Here is a 21,546-nt window from a genome sequence, read left to right as displayed (position 1 = left end):
CATCTTGGGAGGAGTCGGAGGAGGTTACCTCGTGCTGGCATGCGTTAATTGCTGGGTTCCCTTTTATGGGGAGCAATCTCGGCCTGGGTGGGCTACAATGCGGCGATGCATGACGTTACCTACATCCTTTCGCAAATCGAGTCCGGCGATTCTTCGGCTGCAGCTCAACTATTGCCTCTGGTTTATCAAGAGTTGCGAAAGTTGGCCGCTGCCAAGTTAGCTAACGAAAAACCGGGGCAGACCCTGCAGGCGACGGCGCTGGTTCATGAGGCATACCTGCGGCTCGTGAATGTGCAGCATCTTCAAAGCTGGGACTCGCGGGGGCATTTTTTCGCTGCTGCGGCTGAAGCGATTCGCCGCATCTTGATTGAGCAGGCGCGGCGAAAGGCTGGGCCGAAGGCGGGCGGTAACCATCGTCGCATCGAGGTAACGGAATTCGCTGATGCGGGTGAAGCCCCCGACTGGGATCTACTCGATTTGGATGAAGCGCTGGTTCGCTTAGAAACCGAAGATCCCCGAGCGGCGCAGGTGGTGAAATTGCGTTTCTTCGCCGGCCTCACGCGTCAGGAATCTGCTCAAGCACTCGGCATCTCGATTGCAACTGCTGACAATGACTGGGCTTATGCCAAGGGGTGGCTGCAGGTTCAGCTGGACAACGTCATCGATTCGGAAGACTGACTGCAACGCTGGAAAATCCTTCAGAAAAAAATCCCTAGTTCGTTAGAGGCTTGGGCACTAACTCTCGCATTGATGCGTAGACGCCGCCCACTGTGCGTCGAGCTTGCATTGTTCAAACCAAGGAGCATGGGATCATGCCCGGTAGTCGGCTGAATGATAAATCGATTTTCAATGCTGCGCGTGAGATCGGTTCCGAGGACGCTCGCCTTGCGTATTTGCACGAAGCATGTGGTTCTGACGGTGAGCAGTTCGAACGCGTCACGGCTCTGCTAGCGGGGTTCGGTAAGAATAGCCGGTTCTTGGAATCACCGGCGTCTGGTTTGCTGCGGACCGGCGACGTGCCCACGGCCCACTCGCTTACTTCCCCGAAACTCGAACGACCCGGCGCGCAGATCGGTCTCTACATCGTTCGTGAGCAACTGGGGGAGGGCGGCATGGGAGTCGTCTATGTCGCCGAGCAGCAAGAGCCCGTTCGCCGCCATGTCGCTTTGAAAATCATCAAACCGGGCATGGACTCGAGAGAAATACTGGCGCGATTCGACGCAGAACGGCAAGCGTTGGCAATGATGTCGCATCCCAATATCGCCAAAATCCTTGACGGAGGAGCCACGGAGGCTGGGCGTCCCTTTTTCGTAATGGAATTGGTCAAAGGCGTTGCGATCACCAAGTTCTGCGACCAACAAAAATTAAACTTGCGGGAGCGTTTAGAGCTCTTCGTGACGGTCTGTCAGGCGGTCCAGCATGCGCATCTGAAAGGAATCATCCACCGCGACTTGAAACCATCGAACATTCTGGTCGAACTGCACGACGTCACGGCGATGCCCAAGGTGATCGATTTTGGAGTTGCCAAAGCCACCCATCAACGCCTCACGCATCAAACGATTTACACGCGATTTTCCCAGATGATTGGCACACCTCAATACATGAGTCCGGAGCAGGCTCAGCAGAGTGGGTTGGATATCGATACTCGCAGCGATGTGTATTCGTTGGGCGTCGTGATGTACGAACTGCTAACGGGCAGCACGCCCTTCCAAGAGTCTCTGGCTACAGCGGGTTACGACGAAATGCGTCGCATCATTCAAGAGGAGGAGCCTCCTCGGCCCAGCCATCGCATCAGTACGCTTAAAGCCGAGCAAGGTTCAACGCTCGTCGAGCGGCCACCGACGGCAGCGCCCCAGTTGGAACGCCAGGTCGAGCGAGAACTCGATTGGATTGTGCTCAAGGCGTTGGAAAAGGATCGTGAGCGTCGCTACGAATCGGCTAGTGCGTTGGCACAGGATATCCGGCGGTATCTCAACGACGAGCCGGTCGAAGCTTTCCCGCCGTCGGCCACTTATCGACTCAGAAAGTTCGCCAGCAGAAACACTCCCACCATCGTGACAACGGTCCTGGTTGCAGCCTCACTCGTCATTGGCACAACGGTTAGCATCTGGCAGGCCCGCGAAGCGAATTCGGCAAGGGAGCTGGCGGATCAGCGATTTTTCGAAGCGGACAACCAGCGACAAATCGCCGTGTACGCTGCACAACTGGCTCAACAAAACGAAGAATACTCTCAACAGCTGGTCTACGCTGCTGACATCAAACTGGCCGCCAATGCATGGCAGACGGGCGACGTCAGCCGCTTTACCAATTTGCTCGATCGGTATGCGCAAGTCGCGGACAAAACCGATCACCGAGGCTTCGAGTGGAGCTATCTGCGACAATTCGGAAGGGCCAATTTTCGCAGCATCGCGAGCCAGACCGTTGGCAGTTCTGTGATCCGCTTCTCTCCGGATGGAAAGTACTTGGTCACTGGTCGACACGACGGAAGCCTGTGTTTCTGGGATGGTCAGAGCGATGAACATCTTGCCACGCGACGCGGTCATGAAGGGATGGCTCGCGGCATCGATTTCGCACCTGATGGCAATCGCATGGCCTCGATTGGCGATGACGGCATGATCCGCTTGTGGGATCTGGCTGGACACAGTCAAATCCGCAGCTTCCATGCCCATGCCGACCACGGCTATTTTGTGTGCTTTGTGATGGACGGTCGGGTGTTGGCTTCGAGTGGGGAGGATTCCGTGGTGAGGCTCTGGGATGCCACCACGGGAGAATCGCTCGGCAATCTTGAAGGCGATGCCAAAGCAGTAGAACTGGAAGTGATGAGTTGTTCGCCCGATGGCCGATTGTGCGTGTTTGGCGAATTAGATTCCGTCGCTTATATGTGGGATGGGCAGACAAACAAACGGATTTGCAGGCTCGATCTCGGCCATCGTGACGGTGTCGGATGTTGGGCCCGCTGCGCTTGCTTTTCTCCGGATGGGCAGCTGGTGGCCGTGGGCACAAATCAGAATGCAATTCGGCTTTGCAATGCGCAGACGGGGGAGCAGATTGAGACCTTTACTGGACATGAAGACGATATTCAGGCGGTCACCTTTCACCCCAGCGGCCGCCTACTGGCCTCGAGCGACATGGCCGGCGTGATCCGCACTTGGCCACTCTCTTCCGCTGTCGCATTGGTTGAGCACGACTCCAGCCCAACGGATCAATGGCCTCCCTATTTCCAAGCACACTCCGCCCGTGCCTGGTCCATTGATTTTTCACCCGACGGCACCCGACTGGTATCGGCCAGCAAGGATGGTAATGTTTGTTCCTGGGGCGGACGAGAGCAAGTTCGACAGAACCTTGTTGGAGCGGCCGATGCCAGCTCTGTCGCATTTGTCTCCCACGGAAGCGAATTGCTCATCGCCGGAGAGAAGAACATACAAATTTGGAATCGGAAGTCTGATGAACTCCGTTCCTTCGGCCAAGACTTCGCGAAGGGGGAAGGTGCATTTGGTGTGGCTATTTCACCTGATGGCGACACGTATGTTACCGGTCATGATGCAGGAGTTATTTGCTTCTGGAGCCGCGAGACGGGGGAACTTCTAAGGAGGCTGATTGGACACGAGGACGATGTAGACCATATTTCATTTTCGCCCGATGGACTTCTTCTGGCTACAGGGAGTTGGGATGGTACAGCCAAACTCTGGAATTTCGCTACGGGCGAGCAGGTCGCCGTTTTTGAGATGCCACCGCATTGCGACGACGTGGCCGTTTCACCTAATGGTGGTTTGCTGGCGTGTTCGGCCTTAGATGAAGCGATGCTTTTCGATGTCACCTCCGGAAAACGCCTGCATCGGCTTCGTGGCCACAAGAATTCCGCGAACTGTCTTGCATTTTCTCCCGATGGAAAATTGCTGGCCACGGGCAGCGCAGATCGGACGATCCGCATTTGGAGCGTCGATACCGGCAAGATACTTCACGTCATAAGCGCTCACAAAGATAAAATCTATTCGCTGGCGTTTTCTCCCGATGGTCGCACGATCGCCAGCGGGGGTGGAGAGGGAACGATTGCTTTTTCACACGTCGCGACCGGCCAATTTCTGTTCGATACTAAGGTTGGCCAACGCAAGGTGCGCTGGCTGCATTTCTCACCGGACGGCACGACCCTGGCTGCGGTAGTTAGCTTGGAAGGCGTCGTCCTGCTGCATGTTCAGCGTGCCGATTCGAACTAAGTGCACTGTAGCTACTGTCGCCAGACGGTGGTATTCCCACTCTCAGTTGAGCGTAACTACGCTATTTCGCTCACACTGCCCTAGCCGAACTCGCGCTCAAGCGCATGAGCTTGATTGGGACTTATTCCAGAATTCTACCATTTCGTTAGAGGTTCGCAGGTTAACTCTCGCATTGATGAGTAGAGCCCAGGCCCTCCGCTGGGCTTCCCAACTGCCCCTCTCACTGAATTTAGGAACTCAGCCATGTCCCAGTCGAGCCGCGTTAGCCGCAAAAAGAAGTCACCGCGCCGAAATAAGTTACGAGCTCGTCTGCGGCTTCGCCTGGAGTCGCTGGAAGATCGACGGTTGTTGGCGGGACTCCTTTTCGATTCCGTGGTATTGGCTGGAGGCGACGACCATAGCGTTTTTCCACAGTCCGCAGCTGTTGACGCGGCAGGGAACACGTATAGGGTTGGCTCCATGTTGGGGGAAACGGACTTTGATTTGGACAACGCCATCCCCGGTGGATTCAATGATCAAGCTGACTTCGGTCCGTTCACCGTTTACAGCCAGGGGGCAAGTGATGGATTCGTAGCCAAGCTGGATTCGAGCGGAACCTTCCAGTGGGGCCAATCCTGTGAAGGAGTTGAAGAAACTAGCTCAAGTGGCTTAGTCGTCAGTGAGCAGGGCCAAGCTTTCGTCACCGGCGCTGCCAAGTTGAATTCCGAATCAACACTGCCTCAGTCCATGGGGACTGATATCAGACAGTTTGACTCTGCGGGAAGCGAACTTTGGTCGCATTTGCTTCCAGGTGACGCGTACAGCAACGCGAGAGTCTCAAGCACGGCGACAGGCGAGTTGGTTGTGTCGGGCGGATTCCGTGGCGACATCGATCTTGATCCTGGCGTAGGTGAATTTTTGGTCAGTGGCCCAACGGACAACAGTGGCACACCATTTTCTGCGCTGCTAATTGGAGGAACTGGAAACGAACTGTCTCCGGATGTTCAAACGGACTCCAACGGCAATCTGCTGGTGATTGGGACCAGCAGTAGCACCACGAGCGACTTCGCCCCCGATCCGATCAACACGGCCAACCACACCAATCCAGGATTCGCGGACGCGTTTGTACTCAGCCTTGGTCCACGCATGCCAGGCGATCCGGTAACCCTTTTCGGCGACAGCTTTGAACAGGGCGAGTGGAACGGAAACTGGGTCGAAGACAGTCAGAACGATTGGGCTCGCACTACACAGCGCGCCGCTGATGGATTGTATGCCGCCGAAATCGACGGCTCCGCTTCCAACGCTACGCTGAGCCAGGCCAACCCGCTGGACCTGACTGGTTATGGCAGCGCCGAACTGACGTTTTCGTGGTACATCGAAAGCAGCTTTGATCGTGGCGAATACATCGCGTTGGATCTGTATGACGGCAACAGCTGGAACGAAGTGGCGTCGCTCAAGGGAAACGTCGATCAGGAAAATAGCTGGCACAACGAAACGGTCTCCATCGACGGCAGCTACCTCGTTTCCGATTTTCAGTTGCGTTTTCGTTCCAAAGTCAGCAGCAGCCGCGAAGACGGTTTCGTCGACAATGTTAAGATGGAAGGCATGCTAGCCAGTTCGGAACTGGCCATCAACGATGTGCAGCTAGCGGAGGGAGATAGCGGGACCAGCGGACTTGTGTTCACCGTCGCCCGCAGTGGTAATACGTCAGGAACCTCCACAGTCGAGTTCTCCACGGCCGACGTTACGGCGAATTCCAGCAGCGATTATGGGGTGACAAGCGGAACAATTACGTTCGCCCCTGGTGAGCTTTCCAAGACGATCACGGTGCCGGTCAACGGTGACACGACGATTGAGTCCGACGAATTGTTTGTGGTCAATCTCTCGAATGCGACGGACGCCACCATCGTCGATGGAATCGGTCAAGGCACGATCCAGGACGACGACAATACGCCGACCATTGCCTATCTCGACTTCAGCGCCCCGGTCGGTTTGAATCTCGTGGGCGCCGCGGCCGCTCCCGTTGGCGCATACAATTCTCTGCGCCTGACACCGCAGCTGACCAGCCAACAGGGGGCCGGTTGGTACGCCACGCCTCAGCTGGTTGCAGTGGGTTTTGAGACAACTTTTGAGTTTCAAACTAACGGTAGCGGCTCCGATGGATTTGCGTTTGTAATTCAAAATTCCGGTGTTGACGCACTGGGTGGTGCTGGCAGTGGCCTCGGTTACAAGGGCGTTCCCAACAGTCTGGCTATCGAGTTTGATACCTTTCAAAACAGCGAAACGAATGATCCCAACAATAACCATGTCGGGATCCATACGCTGGGCATCGCACCCAACAGCAATCTGGAGTCGGCTTCGCTCGGTACGGTAACTCCAGCCTTTGACATCAATGACGGAAATGTTCATCAGGTGAAGGTCGTCTACCAGCCTGGCACGATGTCGGTCTTTCTGGACGACCTTAGTACTCCGGCACTGACGGTGGCGGTCGATCTTGCGCATTCGTTGGACTTAAATGTTGGTACGGCATGGGTTGGATTTACAGGAGTTTCAGGAGGAGGAGCACAAAGTCATGATATCCTCAATTGGGATTATCGCGCTCTTGCTGATACGAGCACGACCATTGCAGTTGGCAATACTGAAGTGATCGAAGGAAACGCTGGTCCGGTAGATCTGGTGTTTACAGTGATGCGGCAGGGCGATACCTCCGGCACGACGACGGTAGACTGGGCCACTGCGAACGGCACGGCAACGGCCGGTAGCGATTTTCTGGGCAGCGCCGGTCAAATAGCCTTTGGTCCTGGGGACACACTGCAGACGATTGCGATTGCCGTCAACGGCGATACGGTTGTCGAGGCCCATGAGAGTCTGTTCGTCAACCTTTCCGGTGCGGTGGGGGCAACGATAGTGGATGACAGGGGGCAGGGGACGATCCTCAACGACGAGAGTTTCATCTCGATCGACGCCGTAAGTGTGGTGGAAGGTGACGAGAGCATCCAGTTGATCGATGCCGTCGTCTCGGCAGGCAATGCCGGCCTGGATACTCCAGGCGGCATGGTGTTCGGTCCCGATGGCAACCTATACGTAGCTAGCAAAATTTCGGATTCCATTCTGCGTTACGACGTCGCGACTGGGGAGTTCGGCAATGCGTTCGTCCTGTCTGGCAGCGGTGGCTTGGCTAATCCACATGGATTAGTTTTCGGTCCCGATGGCAACCTCTATGTGACCAGTCGTCTGACCGATGAAGTGCTCCGCTACAACGGCGCGACCGGGGCGTTCATCGATTCGTTCGTGACCGCCGGCAGCGGTGGCATGGTCAATCCGATTGATTTAGCCTTCGGTCCTGATGGCGAGCTCTACGTGTCCAGTCGCGACACCGATCAAGTTTTGCGTTATGACGGGACAACCGGGGCATTCAGGGACACGTTTGTCTTGCCTGGCAGTGGTGGTCTGGATAATCCACACGGATTGGTTTTCGGCCCCGACGGAAACCTCTATGTCACTAGCCCGAACACAGACCCGCTTGAAGACGGATTGGTGTTGCGCTACGACGGTACGACTGGCGCGTTTATCGACGTATTCGTGACCGCCGGCCACGAAACAGGAGGCATCAATGATGCCATCGGCTTGGTGTTTGGGCCTGGTGGAGACCTCTATGTAGGTAGAGCCGGTGGCGACAGTGTCCTTCGCTATGACGGAACGAGTGGAGCACTCATCGAATCCTATGTAAGCGGCGGCAGTGGTGGCCTTGATTACCCGCTCGGCTTGCTTTTCGATGCCGACGGCAACCTTTACGTAAGTAGCCGAAATACCGACGAAGTGTTGCGTTATGGCGCGGCCTCCCAGGCGGTCTTCACCGTCAGCCTGTCGTCTCCTTCCGCGAGCCCCGTTTCCGTCGCCTTCTCCACAGCCAATGCCACGGCGACAGCCGGCAACGATTATGCTGCAACCAGTGGTACTCTTACTTTCGAGCCCGGTTCCACGTCTCGGACGATTATCGTCTCGACGCTAAATGATTCCGATGTCGAAGGCGACGAGACGTTTGCCGTTACGCTCAGCAATGCTGTTGGCTCGACAATCACCGATGGCACGGGGATCGGCACGATTGTGGACAATGACTTTGCCAACGTACTGCCTACCGCCAGTGCGGGGATCGATCAAACCATCAGTGACGGTGACAACACCAGCGACCAATCCGTGAACCTCAATGGCAGCGGCTCGGACAGTGACGGCTCGATCGTCAGCTACCAGTGGAGAGAAGGTACCACAGTCCTGGGGAACGCAGCGAGCATTACGCCGAATCTGAGTGTGGGAGTCCACACGTTGACTCTCATCGTGACCGACAATGATGGGGCCACCGCCAGCGATAGCTTGGTGGTCACCATCCATGCGAATCAAGGCCCCACTGCCAACGCGGGGGGCGATCAAAACGTCTTCGATGCCGACAACTCAGGCAGTCAAGCGGTGACGCTTGTTGGCTCTGGTAATGACAACGATGGAACGATCGCTGCCTACCAATGGACCGAAGGAACAACCACGCTGGGCAACACGGCGACGATTTCTCCCAACCTGTCGATCGGTACCCACATGCTGACATTGACCGTGACCGACAACGGTGGAGCGACGGCCAGCGACACGATCTTGGTGACGGTCCTAGAAGCTCCCACTGAAGCAGTGCTGTTTGAAGACTCGTTCGAGGTCGGCAGCAACAGCAACGACTGGAACGGCAAATGGGGCGAGGATTCCCAAAACGATTTCTTCCGTTCCACCCAGCGATCGACCGCTGGCGTTCGCAGTGCGGAAGTCGATGGTCGAGCTACCAATGCGACACTCACGACATCAGCGCCGATCGATATCAGTGGATACGCATCTGCGGAGCTGACTTTCGACTGGCTGATCGAACGCGGCTTTGACAGGGGGGAGTATCTGTCGCTCGACGTATCCACCAACGGCGGAGCGAGCTGGACCCAGAACGTCAGGCAATTGCGTGGCAACGTCGATGCTGAGAATTCCTGGCACTCCGAGAGCGTTGACTTGGGGCCGTACAATTCATCGGAATTGAAGATTCGCTTCCGCAGCTATGTCAGCAGCTCGAGCGAAGATGCTAACGTCGATAACGTTCGTATCGTCGGATCTGCCGCTACAGCTAGCTTGATGGCAGTGCCCATGATGAGCATCGCCAGCTCGCAAGCGGACGTGGAACTAGTTCCGGAAGTGCCGCTAGAGTCTCGCGTGCAAGCAGTTGAGGGAAGCAGCGAATCGGAATTCAAAAGCGCAACGGTCGATTCGTTCTTCACACGCATGAGCCGTTCCAAAGTGAATGGTCCCAGTCTGGGCGATTCTGCAGACACGATTGAATCGAGCCTAGAACTCGAAGAGGTGCTCGCGCTGCTAGCCGGCGACCAATTGAGTGCTTAACGGCTCCCACGACCGGTACGTCATGCGAGCCGCTGACCTGACTCCACTTCCAGCAACCTTTCGCAAGCTCGTCGAGTTTGCGAATCGATGGTCCTGGTAACGTGCCGACTGCCCTGGTGTACTGTCGCCGACAAGATCGTCGCAAACGTTTGCATGGAATGCCCTAATCTGAAGGTGCAACCAGGGAGTTCAACTGTTTGGTTGCGGGGCAAGAAAGCTACGACGAGTCGCAGCAGTCCATATGTGGAGTGCGATGACTTGTCGTCGCTTTGGAGTGGTGATTGGGGCTGGTGTGGTTAGTCCACCGAGCAGCTGCTTTTGTGCAGCCGAGAGTTTTCTTTCGGGCTCTTTCTTACTGAGACTTCTTGAGAATCGGGCGGCCTGGGGAGGCATTGGGTTCGAGCTGAAGGCGTTTGGTTGCGGGGCAAGAAAGCTACGACGAGTCGCAGCAGTCCATATGTGGAGTGCGACGACTGGTCGTCGCTTTGGAGTGGTGGTTGGGGCTGGTGTGGTTAGTCCACCGAGCAGCTGCTTTTGTGTAGCCGAGAGTTTTCTTCCGAGCTCTTTCTGGCTGAGACTTACTGAGAATCGGGCGGCCAGGGGAGTTACTTTGTCTGGGCTGAAGGCGTTTGGTTGCGGGGCAAGAAAGCTGCGACGAGTCGCAGCAGTCCATATGTGGAGTGCGATGACTTGTCGTCGCTTTGGATTGGTGATTGGGGCTGGTGTGGTTAGTCCACCGAGCAGCTGCTTTTGTGCAGCCGAGAGTTTTCTTCCGAGCTCTTTCTGGCTGAGATTTACTGAGAATCAGGTGGCCAGGGGAGTTACTTTGTCTGGGCAGAAGGCGTTTGGTTGCGGGGCAAGAAAGCTACGACAAGTCGCAGCAGTCCATATGTGGAGTGCGATGACTTGTCGTCGCTTTGGATTGGTGATTGGGGCTGATGGGGGTAGTCCACCGAGCAGCTGTTTTTGTGCAGCGGAGAGTTTTCTTCCGAGCTCTTTCTGGCTGAGATTTACTGAGAATCGGGCGGCCTGGGGAGGCATTGGGTTCGAGCTGAAGGCGTTTGGTTGCCGGGCAAGAAAGCTGCGACGAGTCGCAGCAGTCCATATGTGGAGTGCGACGACTTGTCGTCGCTTTGGAGTGGTGGTTGGGGCTGGTGTGGTTAGTCCACCGAGCAGCTGCTTTTGTGCAGCCGAGAGTTTTCTTCCGTGCTCTTTCTGACTGAGACTTACTGAGAATCGGGCGGCCAGGGGAGTTACTTTGTCTGGGCTGAAGGCGTTTGGTTGCCGGGCAAGAAAGCTACGACGAGTCGCAGCAGTCCATATGTGGAGTGCGACGACTTGTCGTCGCTTTGGAGTGGTGATTAGGGCTGGTGGGGGTAGTCCACCGAGCTGGTGTTTTGTGCGGCCGAGAGTTTTCTTCCGAGCTCTTTCTGGCTGAGACTTACTGAGAATCGGGCGGCCAGGGGAGTTACTTTGTCTGGGCTGAAGGCGTTTGGTTGCCGGGCAAGAAAGCTACGACGAGTCGCAGCAGTCCATATGTGGAGTGCGATGACTGGTCGTCGCTTTGGAGTGGTGATTGGGGCTGGTGTGGTTAGTCCACCGAGCAGGTGTTTGGGTGCAGCCGAGAGTTTTCTTTCGGGCTCTTTCTTACTGAGACTTACTGAGAAGCAGGCGGCCAGGGGAGTTACTTTGTCTGGGCTGAAGGCGTTTGGTTGCGGGGCAAGAAAGCTACGACAAGTCGCAGCAGTGGTCTCCCGAAGTGCAAAGAAGTGCCCCTCTCCTGCCTCCATTTACCTCGGTTGCCGCTGACCGTGAGTCCGACTGAGATCAATCTCCGGACAAAAGGGAGGCTGGATATTCGTGATCGGTCGTTTGCCGACACGCAACTTTGTCTCGGGTCGACGAGACGGAGAATCGCTTTTCGTTACTTGCTGCGGCGTAAGGAAATGTGGGGGCGAAAGTATGTGCATGGGGTGTCGCTGAGGCACCGATGCGTAGTGCGAGGGACCGATTGAATTATATGCCGAAGCAATTGCCGGCATGCGACTCAGCTTGAAGGGGTTTCCCCTTGGAGGGCGACATTCCATTGTCGATATTGTTCGGCTACCTCCACCGACTCGCTGAAATTCACCGCTTCACCGTTGTCGGTCTTGATGCTTCCGCCAAGCGTTCCAGCCTTGTTAAAGCTGATTTCCCACTGCTGGCCTATACTTACTCCAACAGTATCGCTCTCTCGCAGTAATTCGACACTCGACATCTCCTGGGTGCCTTCTTGGCTGACTTGAAAGACGTGCAGAAAGTAGCTGCGCTCCGCTAGGGGGGCGGCGACTTCGAGTCGCCAGTTCGCAACCGGTCCTCGTTCGCGTCCTTCGTTGTGATGATCATATTGCGCGTTTGGATTGAGAGGATGTCCCCAGTTTTTGTGACCAGCGCCACCGCGTTTTGTAATGCTGGCCTCCTGGGGTAGGACGGTTTTGAGAAACATGCGACTTTTTCCACTGGAGAGGGCTGGGATTTCATCTCCCATATCTTGCGGCAAGCTTAACCAAGTGCTGATAAGGCCAGCGCCCTTATGTTCGTAGACATGTCCTGCAATCGTTTCTATTGAATCTCCCTCAAATTGTGGTTCTTCGGGCATGTGTAGAACAAAATGTTTGGCATAAGCTGCCTTGGTGGAATGAACGCGATCGAACACCACGAAGTATTCATCACCACCTAGTTGAGGATTGCGCAAGTAAATAAATTGCCGTGTAACTTCCCTTACTTTGCTGCTGTTATAAGCTTGAGTCAGATTGGCTGCAGCGTAAGTAAATGCAGGGTGATGTTGAAATGCAGCAATGTTTCCACGTTCGACTTTGTCGTTGTTGTAAACCAAGCGTCGTAGGCCGCCGTCATTTTCATTCTCGTTATGGCGACGCATTGATTCATCGGGGTCGTAGATGGTGAGGATGTTAAAGCACAAGGATCCTCCCCAGTAGTGGTCGCTGTCATTGCCGGTGCCTTTGCCACCGCCCTTGCCGACGAGTCCGCCTTGCCGACTGATCAGAAAATGCCCTTCATCGTCATGTTGATGCCCGGCAATATGGGGCCCGGCCCCAAAAAATGCCCAAGTCGCATTAGGATCGTCCCAGTGTGATTGCATGAAAACATGGCCAGCGCCTTTGAACAGATACCCCAAGGGGAGTTGCATTTCCCCTGGCGTCTGCGTCCCAATTTCTGGATCCATTAGTAAGCGTTGCCAAACACTGCCATACCGATAGCTACCCTCAGTAAAAGCTTGGTGGGTAGCGGCTTGCGCGAGAGGATCGTTGTAGACTTTGGCAATGATTGGTGCGCTGCTATCGAACGAAGAGTGTTGGCTGCCACCGCCATCATCAATGTAGGCATGTCGCCCTGTGTGTGGAACCGTTAAGTAGGTGAGCCAACGCGACATTTCCTTTAGAAAGGTGGAGTCGTTGCCCAGCTGAAACCAATCCTTGCCTGTTGCCGTGCGCCAAGCTTCAAAGGCCCAGGGCACGATGGAAATTGGACCATAGGAACCATGCCCATGGCTCTCAGCCCACGAACCGCCCATGGCATCAAAGGCGGGGATACAGTCTCTCGGAATACGCGTGTTCCAGGAATCCAAAAATCGCTTAGCGTCTGCTTCGTAGGAGGTGCTAGCCCCAGTAATCGCCAACGAGATAAAAAGCTTTTGAACAATCGCGTCGCGCGCATGCATGACATTCATGTGGGACACACCCCAGGTTTGATTGTATTCCCAATGTCCTCCAATGAGTGTGATCTCGGGCTTGTGGGTGTACCAAGTTAACCATTGACCAAGTGCATTGCCGAACGTCTTGCGTTCTTCTTCCGACAACGCATCATAGATCCAGTCGTAGACGAGCGCGTGATAACCAAATGCAGAATGCCCTTTGTTGGTTATTCGCGATCCATCTCCCCAGCACTGGACGATCGGAACGGCATACTTGTCAGCATGGGGATTGCCGAGCTCGCGTTCGACAAGATAACACATGCCGCAGGCCATGAGATCTGTGGGGGTAGCCCATTTATTGTCGATGAATTTTATTTGGCCAGTACTGACAGCGCGGTCGGCGTTAGATTTTAGTTCTGCATATTCCGCCTTGAGGGGGCCTTGGCAGTGTTTAGCTAGTTCCTTGACGCTTGCACTATTTAGCAAGATACGAGGGTGTGATGAGTGGACGGTGTAAGCATCGGCAGCACATGCATCTGCAGCACTCAGTAAGCAGAGGCTCCATAACGCAATGAAAATACTCGTTAACCAGCGCAACAGGATGATTTCTTGGTGTTTTAGGGAGACCACAGGTTTTTCCTATCTGTCGTGTTCGGTGGACGCTGGGGCCTCGCCGTCTGGGCGCAGGCACTGCCGCTGCATTCATTCCTGAGGTAGAGCTTCGCCTCGACCGTTATGGGCAGCGTACCATAAGCCGGTCGGAAGGTCGTTGGATAGGCCGGTCAAGATCGCAAGCCCGTTCGCGTGATTGAATTTATCGTATCGAATCGGTCTGAAACATGCGTCGACGCGATCGGGAGGAACGATGGTTGATGGGGTTGGCGGCTATCCGGTACCGGGATCGGAGATCGCGAACTGGAGCGGCATGGTTGGCGGAACAGGCATCGATCCGATTCGCATGCGGGTTAGGTTGCGGACCGGTTGAAAGCCACGTGAACAAGCCAGAGTGGATGCAGCGAGGTTGCCTGGTGGAATGTCCCAAAACGTGTGTCCCGAGATTGGGCCCAGCAGATCATCAATGATCAGCTGCGCTTCGTCTTCGTTCTCTGCTACGACTGGACCGACATAGTTGGCCAGAAACCCCGGGCGTGCCATTCCAAAACTGCGTTTGCACGTCACGACGTGAGAACCTTCGGCGAGTCGGTTCAACCACTCGATGCGGTCTGTTGCAAATGCCGCTTGATCAAGCTGCCAATGAGATTTCTGAAGTTGCTGGGACGGTCGCGATAAACTCCAGTTCGGCGACGCTTCGCTGTCACGGGACCAACGATGGAATAAACCTTCCGGTTGAAAGCCAAGCCGCTCGTAAACGGGTTGCCCCGCTGGCGTTGCATCAAGTTTAATGCAATTGACGCCAGCCTCACGCAGATAACTTAGGCTGGCTTCCATTAATTCGGTAGCGATACCACGCCTGCGAAATCGTTCATCGACCAACATCATGCCGATCCACGCCAAATCGGTTCCGTATCGAGTCGTGGTGACGGTACCAACAATTTGCTCCTGAATTTCAGCAATAAAACAGCCCCCGGGCTCGTGTGCAATCAGCCGCGACCAGTCGGCTGGTTGTTGGTTCCATCCCGCCTCGCGACACATCGCAAGGGCGGACGGGAGATCGTCGTGAGTCAGCGTTCTGATTCTTGACACGCTAGATTTCCCAGGCTGCTGCGGTGGCGACGGCAGGTATTGCTTCGCTGGGTGAAATGGTATCCGGCGCCGATTCTCGATACTGTTGAATCTTTGCAGGAAGCGTCACGAATGCGGTGTTGGCGGCCATCGCCAGTAAGACAATCAGTCCAATTCCGGCAAACACCTTTGTCACCGGACCGTTAACGTGTTCGCCCATGACGTCTTTGCTGCTGGCCAGCCACAGCAAAACGCCCGCTACCAACGGGGCTCCTACCACCGTGACCGCTTGGGCTGCGATGATCGTGGGAGTTCGATCGAAGTTCAGTACCAGGGCCGCCAGAGCCACGACCATACCCGTCAGCAGCCCCAGTGTCGTCATGATGCGTGGCCAACGGTCTCGCGCACCGCTGCCCAAGCCGAAGCCGTCGGAGACGATGAAGCCGCCCGTCATCGAGTTGATCAAAAACGATGAATAGGCAGCACAGAAGATGCCGACACAGAAAATGATTTTTCCACTCTTGCCAAATGTAGGCTCAAGCGCCTCGGCGACAGCGACAGGATCAGCCAACGTGACAGGCGAACCGGTGTAAAGACCCGCTGCGGCGGTCGACATGAGGATGATTGTGATCAGCGCCATAATGACGGCCCCCACGCGTGCATCGATAATGCCGCTCCGTACCTGCTTCGCATCCCAGCCCTTCTGTTGGACGAGATATGCCTGATAGAACGCACCGGAGATCACGAACGTCGTTCCAATCAACCCGAGCAATTCGATGTCGATCGTGCTCGTGGTGGGGATCAGGCCCTTTGCCATCGCCACCGGATCGGGCTTGAGCGTGAATAGGTTGACCGCAAAGCTGACCAGCATCATGGCGACGAAAAACATCATCAACCGTTCCATCATTCGGTATAGGTTTTTGAACAGGAACAAAAACATAATTGCAATCGCATTGAACACCACGACCAACGCAGCAACTATTGGCTTGGAATCGATGAAGGCTTCAAAGGCGGCGGCCACACCAATGTTGTTGCCAGACTGAAACGCCGCAGCAATGATGAACACGATGCAACCCAGCAGGATTGCCAGCGGTCGGCCCGCTTTACGGCGAACCACGTCGCCCGGTGAAACGCTTGAGACCGCCCCCAGTTTGGCTGACATCGTCATGTAGACAAGCATGAAGATGACGGAGACCACGACGACCCATAGCATCGTGTAACCCTTGTTGGCACCAATGGTGGAACTGACCAGGATGCTGCCAGGGCCAATCACCACGCACGCTGTGATCAGTCCAGGACCGATGCGGCGATACCAAGCAACCGTTTGCTCAACGTTAGTACTAGCTTCGTCGGGCATTCCGATGCATTCGTTCAATGGGGAAAGTCTTGGTCGCGCATGTCGATTTGAGCACTGTTAGAATACTGAACATAGCATGTGCCCACAAGCAATTTCCTGGCTTCAGCACACAAACTATCGGTTCTGATTCGTAGATCGCCGTCGGTGATGGCCGCGTGATCGGGCGACGTGAGCCAGCGGAGGTAAGGCTATTGTCGGATGCAGCAGGGCCAGCTTAAGAAGGTGGCTGGGACAAATGCCTAAGTCAATCAAGTCCATTGGCCTCGCGGCTAGCCGCAGCTAGACTGTGGCTGTTAAAATGGGGGCGACCAATGAGCTGGGGCATGGTCAACGAGAACTGAACGCAAACGCGGCCTCGGCTTTTCGCCTTTTACCGGCATCAATGATATCTAGGTACTTGGGGAGAAATTGGCAACCGACGCTAGTTCGCTCTTGCCGGCGCGCCGTACATTTGCGGAACGAAGAAGCAGCATCCCCATCCACGAATACCACTTCTAGGAGAGACAGCGATGAGAAGTTTTTTTGTAGCGGCCCTATTCATCGGGCTGTTGGTGCCCTGCGGGCTGACCGCCTTGGCGGCGGAGGCTGAGGATGGTTATACGAGCTTGTTCAATGGCGTTGACCTGGACGGCTGGACCAAACGCGGCGGCTCAGCCGAGTACGCGGTTGAGGACGGAGCGATCGTCGGAAAATGCATTCCGAATACGCCGGGCAATACTTTCTTGTGTCCCGAACAGGAGTTTGGAAATTTCGTTCTGAAGTTGCAATACAAATTTCTAGAAGGCGGGAACTCGGGGGTCCAATTCCGCTCCGCTGCTCGTCCCGAAGGCGATGGCGAGCGGGTCTACGGTTATCAGTACGAAATTCGCCCCGGCGGCGACATGACCGGTCGCATCTATGATGAGGGGCGTCGCGGCCACAAATTTGGCATCATTTGGCTCGACGCTTACACTCCACAGGATCGCCTCGACGCCGCTCAAGCAAGCTGCAATGAAGGTCAGTGGAATGACGTGGAGATTCAGTGCGTGGGACCGTCGATCAAGACTTGGCTGAATGGCAAGCTGGTTGTCGATATGTTCGACAGTTTCTCGATGAAGGGCTTTTTCGGACTGCAGATTCATGCCGGGAAATCCGGATCCGTCGCGTGGAAGAATATCCGCGTCAAAGATCTGGGGGAGAGCAAGTGGGAACCCTTTTTCGCCAAAGCTGACGATGGGAAGTACCAGTTGGTGGATGCCAAGTTCGTGCTTCCAGAAGAATGGTCTTTCACCGAGGAGGGCGTGTTGCACGGTGTCCACTCCAAGAGCCAAGGTAAAGATGGACTAGTCATCTCCAACAAGAATTACGACAACTTCATCGCGCGGGTGACGTATCGGATGCACGGCGGCAACAGCGCCTTGTATTTCCGCGCCGAGGAAACGAGCGCCCCGTGGGTCTTGCGCGGCTTCCAAAATGAAATTGCCAACAACGGCAAGGACTCTGCCCTGTGGCATACCGCTGGCATCGTTGATGGCAAAACAATTCCAGGCCGCGGATGGGTCGCTACCAACGACGAGTTCATCGAGAAGGTTCGTAATAAGGACGACCAGTGGAATACAACGAGTACCGCTGCATACGGCGACCGCCTAGTTCAGACGCTTAACGGATTCTGCACATCGGATCTGGTCGATGAAGCCTGCGAGAAGACGGGCAAGCTGGGCTTGCAAATGCATGGTGGCACCGACTGCGAAATGTTCTTCAAAGACTTCGAAGTCATGCCCATCACCGACGACATGATGAAACTCATCGAGCGCAAGTGAGTCGCGGAGAGTTTTAGCTAGTTACGGGCAACCGATTATGGAATCGGTTGCCCAGCGAGGCCCCGTCGCCATGAACATCGCAGACAGACGTGGCACACTTTGGGCGCAAGAGAAGCGACGGAATCTTCGTCATCCAGCAAAAATCTGCCGCTTGGTTGGGGCACCTCTGGCCACCTGAACCATCGCCCACTATCGGGCCTCATTTCGTTCGTTGCGGAATGCGCCATTGCGGCACGGGGACTCTAGCGAGCCTCAAAAATCTGCTTGCCGTCCAACCATGTGGATTGCACTTGTGTTTCACGGATCTGGTCATCGCTGCACGCCAACAAGTCCTGCTCGATGACGATGAAGTCGGCACGCTTGCCCGGTTCGAGCGAGCCGATCTCCTGTTCGGCTCGCATCAGCCAAGCATTGTTGATCGTATAAAAGCGGATCATTTGCTCGCGAGTCAGCGCTTGTTCAAGGTGGAGAGGCTGAGCGTACCACCGAGCCGTCCGCGTGGCGGCAATCCACATGCCGAGAAACGGATTGTAAGGATTGACGCTGCGGAGCGAGCCGATCTTTTGCATGTGGTCACTACCACCACCGGCCTTCACACCGGCATCGAACAGACTGCGTAGCGGAATAAAGTGTGTTAGACGTTGTTCGCCAAACTGCGCGACCAAAGTCCGAGCGTCCAAGTACAGCCAGGCAGGTTGTAGGTCAACTCCAATCCCAAGCTTGGCTGCCGCCTCAATCGACTTCTCGCTCATGAAGCTGGAATGAGTCAGTGTTGACCGCGCCAGGCCGGCTGGAAATTTCTGGTTCACTTTCTCGTATGCACTTACCAGTGTTTCGACTGCCGCGTCGCCTTGGCAATGCGCCGTGAAGGCTAGATTGCGTTTGACACAGGCGGTTACCAGGGCTTCGATTCGCTGCTCATCGATGAATTGCATACCGCGGTACCGAGAGTCTTCGATGCCATAGATCGTGCTGATGCCCCAAGGTTCTTTAAAGTAGGCACTGCCGGTCAACATGCCGCCGTCTTCAAACACTTTTACGCCAATCACTCCCAGCCTCGGATCCGGCTCCGTAAAATAGGGATCGGAGGCAATTGCATCCAGTCTCTCTTCAATTTCAGTGAGGTCTCCGCGCGGACTCAAACTGCGTGAAAGCCGTACGCGGATTTGCAATCGATCCGACGCCAGCAGCCGGGCATATTGCGACCGCGCGGAATCGCTGCAATTGCGATCAATGATGCCGGTGATGCCCCAGCGGTTATAGTCGTCAAGCAGCGTTACAAGGCGATCGTCTCGGTCAGACTCCGTCAGCTTATTGCTGGACGGATCGGGCCTTGATTTAAAGACCTCCGACGCTTGGCGCAAAAGGCCGCTCGGCTCGCCCGTGCCCGGATCAACCATGACATTGTCGGGATGCATAGCCGCGAAGGATTTGTCGATATTGTTTTCCTTTAGCCCCAGCGAATTCGTACTCCCGTCCGGACCCGTGCGGAACGAGACGGGATGCTTGGGGGCTGCCGAATCCAGCTCCGCTCGGGTTGGATAGCGTTGTTCGCGGAGTCGCGTGATGAAGACCTGTGATAAATGTATCCATTCCCCCTTGGGGACCACTTTGGCCCGCCCCCGCACATACTCCAAGACATCGGCAATCGAATCCATCTGCGGGATTTCATGATCGGCTTCATACGTGCTGGCACTGCTTGGATGGACATGCGAGTCAATCAATCCTGGCAATACCATCCGACCTTTTAGCTCGACAATGCGTGTTTTAGGACCGATCTTGGGTTCAATTTCCGCAGCCGTCCCGGTAGCCAAAATACGCCCATTATGAATGGCCATTGCTTCGACGATATTGAAATCGGCATCAACGGTTACGATCTTGCCACCTCGCAGCACAAGGTCAGCCTCTTGAGCAAACACGCCGGTGGAAATGAGGAGTAACAAGGTCGTAGCGGCAAGTCTCATGCTGGGGCTCTCTGCATCGCGGTGGGGGCGTTGGAAATATTGAGTCGGTTGATTACTAAATCCGTTGATCACTAAAGCAGAGTAAAGGGGCTCAAGTTTACTGGGCTGTAATTGGAATCGACGCTGGTAAGGATCGGTGGTCTCAGCCCGCATCGTCTACCGCCGTTGCTGCTCCGTGCGTTCGAAAAGATACTCGTGTACCGTGGCGGCGAGGCTCGCACCGACCGCCCTGTACCCTGTTGCGGTGCTATTGGGCGAGTTCCAAATTGTTTCCAAGCACAAGCTCACGGTATCCGCGTTTCCATTCATGCTGACCCAATTGGCGCTAATCTGTCGCCAGAGTGGATGGTAGCTGGCGCCGGTCACCTTGGGGTTACGGCTCATGGGGATCATAGGTTTGATCTGACTGATATTTGCATAGGCTAAATCAATGAAGCGATCGCGCAGACCAATCATGGGTTCGTCGATGAGCTCTCGTGGAAGGATATAGAAGAAGCTGGGGTCGCCGGGAGCTGGATTGTGCAGGTCTAAAAAGACATCCATCCGATCCTCAGCAATCAAGTCCGTGACCATTCGCTGTGCCGCCATGGTCTCGTTCCAATGAGGCTCTGGTGACCAGTCGCGATTGTGGTCATGCGGAAGTGCATTTTTGCCTCCGTTGCCGGTTGCTGTGTTGTCCACGTCCATGATGGGAATGACAAAAATGTCGGCATGCTGCCTTAGCCAGGCTGCCGGTGGATCGTCGCTAATGATCCATTCTGCAAATCCATGTGCCACCCAGCTCGAACCGCTCTCCCATGCATGTTGGCGAGCTTGGACCCAGACACCGAAGCGCTCTTTGGACTCTCGCAGGCCTTCACGTACATGAAGCATGGGGACCGCGCGACCAGCGCGTGAACGACAGAGTTCGGTGGCGGTTGCATGAGCGGAACGGTTGCCGATTTCTCGTACCATTTTCTGTGCGGTTTGTGGTGTGTAGGGCGGTCCCCAAGCGACGTATAGTGACGACGCATTCGGTTTGACTTTGTAGACCATCCATTTGCCCTGCCGCATCCCTTGGGACGTGTGCAACCATGATTCGCCGTCAGTTGAATAGGTCGCTTGGGACGGCATTGCCCATGATGCGGCTAAGGGTTTTTGGTTCTCGACCGCGGCGCTCGATCCACGCAACCGCAACGTGATTTCTTCATCGAGTCCGACCCCGTCAATGCGGAAATACCACCAACAGGGCCAACCACGTTCGGGATCCCCTCCCGGCATGAAACTAACACTTCGCGCTTGCTGGTCAATTTCAACGTTACGAACGGAAGCTCCCTCGAAATCGGCGCCAATTGCCAGCGGTTCTTGGGCATTGCATCTGCCAGCTGCATACGAGAGACAAGCGATTGTCAGTAGAGCAACAAGCACTCGAAAAATCATGGGAATCCTCGGTTCGAAA

9 protein-coding genes are annotated in these 21,546 nt (G+C 55.3%); 4 read left to right on the top strand and 5 right to left on the bottom strand.

Translation table 11 applies throughout. The features are described from left to right. Positions 1-105 precede the first annotated feature (105 nt). The 3 genes from Q31a_RS23460 to Q31a_RS23450 all read left to right on the top strand — a co-directional run bounded on the left by Q31a_RS23460 (position 106) and on the right by Q31a_RS23450 (position 9,611). The gene (locus Q31a_RS23460; RefSeq protein WP_145083195.1) at positions 106-678 is read left to right on the top strand and encodes an ECF-type sigma factor; all 573 of its coding nucleotides are present in this window, start codon (positions 106-108) and stop codon (positions 676-678) included. Positions 679-812: 134 nt separating this feature from the next. Then, positions 813-4,214: a serine/threonine-protein kinase gene (locus Q31a_RS23455; protein WP_145083192.1), complete on the top strand. Its 3,402-nt coding sequence runs from the start codon at positions 813-815 to the stop codon at positions 4,212-4,214. 243 nt (positions 4,215-4,457) lie between these two features. Beyond that, on the top strand, positions 4,458-9,611 hold the full coding sequence (locus Q31a_RS23450) for a Calx-beta domain-containing protein (RefSeq protein ID WP_145083189.1): 5,154 nt from the start codon (positions 4,458-4,460) through the stop codon (positions 9,609-9,611). Positions 9,612-11,658: 2,047 nt separating this feature from the next. Here Q31a_RS23450 and Q31a_RS23445 read toward each other — a convergent pair. The 3 genes from Q31a_RS23445 to Q31a_RS23435 all read right to left on the bottom strand — a co-directional run bounded on the left by Q31a_RS23445 (position 11,659) and on the right by Q31a_RS23435 (position 16,345). Further along, positions 11,659-13,935: a hypothetical protein gene (locus Q31a_RS23445; RefSeq protein ID WP_145083186.1), complete on the bottom strand. Its 2,277-nt coding sequence runs from the start codon at positions 13,933-13,935 to the stop codon at positions 11,659-11,661. A 255-nt stretch (positions 13,936-14,190) separates the two neighbouring features. Further along, entirely contained in the window at positions 14,191-15,009 is an 819-nt protein-coding gene (locus Q31a_RS23440; protein WP_145083183.1) for a GNAT family N-acetyltransferase, read from the bottom strand. A 1-nt stretch (position 15,010) separates the two neighbouring features. Then, positions 15,011-16,345 carry an Nramp family divalent metal transporter gene (locus Q31a_RS23435; RefSeq protein WP_145083180.1) on the bottom strand — a complete coding sequence of 445 codons (1,335 nt, stop codon included), beginning with the start codon at positions 16,343-16,345 and terminating at the stop codon, positions 15,011-15,013. Between the two features lie 509 nt (positions 16,346-16,854). Here Q31a_RS23435 and Q31a_RS23430 point away from each other — a divergent pair. Next, a complete protein-coding gene (locus Q31a_RS23430; RefSeq protein WP_145083177.1) occupies positions 16,855-18,144 on the top strand; it encodes a 3-keto-disaccharide hydrolase in 1,290 nt (429 codons plus the stop codon). A 242-nt stretch (positions 18,145-18,386) separates the two neighbouring features. Here Q31a_RS23430 and Q31a_RS23425 read toward each other — a convergent pair whose 3' ends face one another. Continuing rightward, positions 18,387-20,108: an amidohydrolase gene (locus tag Q31a_RS23425; RefSeq protein ID WP_145083174.1), complete on the bottom strand. Its 1,722-nt coding sequence runs from the start codon at positions 20,106-20,108 to the stop codon at positions 18,387-18,389. 156 nt (positions 20,109-20,264) lie between these two features. Then, positions 20,265-21,527 (bottom strand): M14-type cytosolic carboxypeptidase, encoded by a 1,263-nt coding sequence (locus Q31a_RS23420; RefSeq protein WP_145083171.1) that lies wholly within the window; start codon positions 21,525-21,527, stop codon positions 20,265-20,267. Positions 21,528-21,546: the final 19 nt, after the last annotated feature.

Source organism: Aureliella helgolandensis (genome assembly GCF_007752135.1).
Lineage (GTDB): Bacteria > Planctomycetota > Planctomycetia > Pirellulales > Pirellulaceae > Aureliella > Aureliella helgolandensis.
Note: the sequence above shows the minus strand (reverse complement) of the source record. Positions and strands in the feature narration are given on the sequence as shown.

Bases quoted from the DNA above. Each gene is read 5' to 3' on its own strand.
- Q31a_RS23460 (WP_145083195.1), top strand. From the start codon at position 106: ATGCATGACGTTACCTACATCCTTTCGCAAATCGAGTCCGGCGATTCT.
- Q31a_RS23455 (WP_145083192.1), top strand. From the start codon at position 813: ATGCCCGGTAGTCGGCTGAATGATAAATCGATTTTCAATGCTGCGCGT.
- Q31a_RS23450 (WP_145083189.1), top strand. From the start codon at position 4,458: ATGTCCCAGTCGAGCCGCGTTAGCCGCAAAAAGAAGTCACCGCGCCGA.
- Q31a_RS23435 (WP_145083180.1), bottom strand. From the start codon at position 16,345: ATGCCCGACGAAGCTAGTACTAACGTTGAGCAAACGGTTGCTTGGTAT.
- Q31a_RS23430 (WP_145083177.1), top strand. From the start codon at position 16,855: ATGAGAAGTTTTTTTGTAGCGGCCCTATTCATCGGGCTGTTGGTGCCC.
- Q31a_RS23425 (WP_145083174.1), bottom strand. From the start codon at position 20,108: ATGAGACTTGCCGCTACGACCTTGTTACTCCTCATTTCCACCGGCGTG.
- Q31a_RS23420 (WP_145083171.1), bottom strand. From the start codon at position 21,527: ATGATTTTTCGAGTGCTTGTTGCTCTACTGACAATCGCTTGTCTCTCG.